A 2223-nucleotide genomic window follows, 5' to 3' on the forward strand; every position below is an offset into this window, starting at 1 on the left:
GCCCCAGCCCGCAGACGACGTGTCCGACGACGACAAGTCGCACGTGCCGCCGCTGACGACCCGCGTCGTCATCGCCGAGGACGAGGCCCTGATCCGGCTCGACCTCAAAGAGATGCTGGAGGAAGAGGGCTACAGCGTCGTGGGTGAGGCCGGTGACGGGGAGAAGGCCGTCGAGCTGGCCCGCGAGCACAAGCCGGACCTCGTGATCCTGGACGTGAAGATGCCCGTCCTCGACGGCATCTCCGCGGCGGAGAAGATCGCCGAGGAGTCCATCGCCCCGGTGCTGATGCTGACCGCGTTCTCGCAGCGCGACCTCGTGGAGCGGGCGCGGGACGCCGGTGCGATGGCGTATCTCGTGAAGCCGTTCAGCAAGAGTGACGTCGTGCCGGCGATCGAGATGGCCGTCTCGCGGTTCACGGAGCTGAAGACGCTGGAGAAGGAGGTCGCGGACCTCTCCCAGCGCCTGGAGACGCGGAAGCTGGTGGACCGCGCCAAGTCGATTCTCCAGACCGAGTACGGCCTCACCGAGCCCGCCGCGTTCCGGTGGATCCAGAAGACGTCGATGGACCGCCGTCTTTCGATGCAGCAGGTGGCGGAGGCGGTCATCGAGGACGCCGAGGAGAAGAAGGCGGCGAAGGGTTAGTCCGGAGCGCCCATACGTACGTAGGTAGGTACGTATGTACGACGAGGCCCGCATCCCCGAAGCCGGGGTGCGGGCCTCGTCCCGTATGCGAAAGCGGGCTCAGTCCTCGCCGAGGTACGCCTTCCGGACGGATTCGTCGTGGAGGAGGTCACCCCCCGAGCCGGAGAGGACGATCTTGCCGACCTCCATGACGTGGCCTTCGTCGGCGAGGGAGAGCGCGGCCTGGGCGTTCTGTTCGACGAGGAGGATCGTCGTGCCGCCGGCTTTCAGTTCGGCGATGGTGGCCATGATTTTCTGCATCATGATCGGCGAGAGGCCCATGGAGGGTTCGTCGAGCATGAGGAGTTTGGGCTGGGACATGAGCGCGCGGCCCATGGCGAGCATTTGCTGTTCGCCGCCGGAGAGGGTGCCCGCCGCTTGTTTGCGGCGTTCTCCGAGAATGGGGAAGAGGTCGTAGGCGCGGGTGATGTCCTTTTCGATGCCTGTTTTGTCGGAGCGCAGGTAGGCACCGAGGCGGAGGTTGTCCTCGATGGTCATGCGGGGGAAGATGTGGCGGCCTTCGGGGGAGTGCGCGAGGCCCAGCGAGACTATTTGGTCGGCGCGGTATTTGCGCAGCGTCTTGCCGTTGAATTTGATCGAGCCGCTGACCGGCTTGAGGAGGCCGGAGAGGGTGCGCAGGGTGGTGGTTTTTCCCGCGCCGTTGGTGCCGATCAGGGTGACGACTTTGCCGGCCTCGACGGTGAAGGAGATGCCTTTGACGGCTTCGATCTTGCCGTAGGCGACGCGGAGGTCCTCGACCTCAAGGAGTGCGGTCATCAGTTGTTCTCCTCGAGGGGTTCGCCGAGGTACGCGGCGATGACGCGGTCGTCCTGTTGGACCGTTTCGCTGGATCCTTCGACGAGTTTCTCGCCCTGGACGAGGACGGCGACGCGGTCGCAGAGGTTGAAGATGAAGCGCATGTCGTGCTCGATGACGAGGACGGCGATGCCCATGTCGCGGATGGCGAGGACGAGTTCTTCGGTGGCGCGGGTTTCCTGGGGGTTCATGCCGGCGGTGGGTTCGTCCAGGAGGAGCAGGCCGGGTTCGCTGGCGAGGGCGCGGGCGATCTCCAGCTTGCGTTGTTCGCCGTAGGGGAGGTTCCTGGAGAGGTGTTCGGCTTTGTCGGCGAGGCCGACGAATTCCAGGAGTTCCATGGCGCGGGCCTTGGAGGCCGCCTCGGCGCGGTGGAAGCCGGGGCCGCGGAGGAGAGCCGACCAGAGGCCTTCCTTGGTGCGGGTGTGGCGGCCGACGAGGACGTTCTCCAGGACGGTCATGTTGGCGAAGAGCCGGATGTTCTGGAAGGTGCGGGCGATGCCCGCCGCGGTGACCTTGAAGGATTTGGCGGGCAGGATGTCGCCCTTGTACCGGACTTCGCCTTCTGTGGGGACGTAGAGGCCGGTGAGGCAGTTGAAGAAAGTGGTCTTCCCTGCGCCGTTGGGGCCGATGAGGCCGACGATCTCACCGGTGTTGACGGTGAGGTCGACGGAGCGTACGGCGGTGAGGCCGCCGAAGCGCATGGTGACGCCGCGGGCGTCGAGGAC

The 2223-nt window shown here is 65.9% G+C and carries 3 protein-coding genes; 1 reads left to right on the forward strand and 2 read right to left on the reverse strand.

Annotated features, from left to right (window positions below; all coding sequences use genetic code 11):
- Nucleotides 1-643, forward strand: a 643-nt coding sequence (locus GKQ77_RS31845; protein ID WP_258022315.1) for an ANTAR domain-containing response regulator, incomplete at its 5' end; no start/stop codon positions are given.
- 99 nt (nucleotides 644-742) lie between these two features.
- On the opposite strand, the gene GKQ77_RS31850 is transcribed toward GKQ77_RS31845, so the two are convergent.
- Both GKQ77_RS31850 and GKQ77_RS31855 read right to left on the reverse strand, forming a co-directional pair.
- The gene (locus GKQ77_RS31850) at nucleotides 743-1459 is read right to left on the reverse strand and encodes an ABC transporter ATP-binding protein (RefSeq protein ID WP_125512186.1); all 717 of its coding nucleotides are present in this window, start codon (nucleotides 1457-1459) and stop codon (nucleotides 743-745) included.
- Nucleotides 1459-2223, reverse strand: a 765-nt coding sequence (locus tag GKQ77_RS31855) for an ABC transporter ATP-binding protein (RefSeq protein ID WP_258022316.1), incomplete at its 5' end; no start/stop codon positions are given. The genes GKQ77_RS31855 and GKQ77_RS31850, both read right to left, overlap by 1 nt.

This window comes from Streptomyces anatolicus (assembly GCF_019400875.1).
In the GTDB taxonomy this organism is placed as follows: domain Bacteria; phylum Actinomycetota; class Actinomycetes; order Streptomycetales; family Streptomycetaceae; genus Streptomyces; species Streptomyces anatolicus.

Coding starts and splice junctions, on each gene's coding strand:
- GKQ77_RS31850 (WP_125512186.1), bottom strand. CDS start 1,459: ATGACCGCACTCCTTGAGGTCGAGGACCTCCGCGTCGCCTACGGCAAG.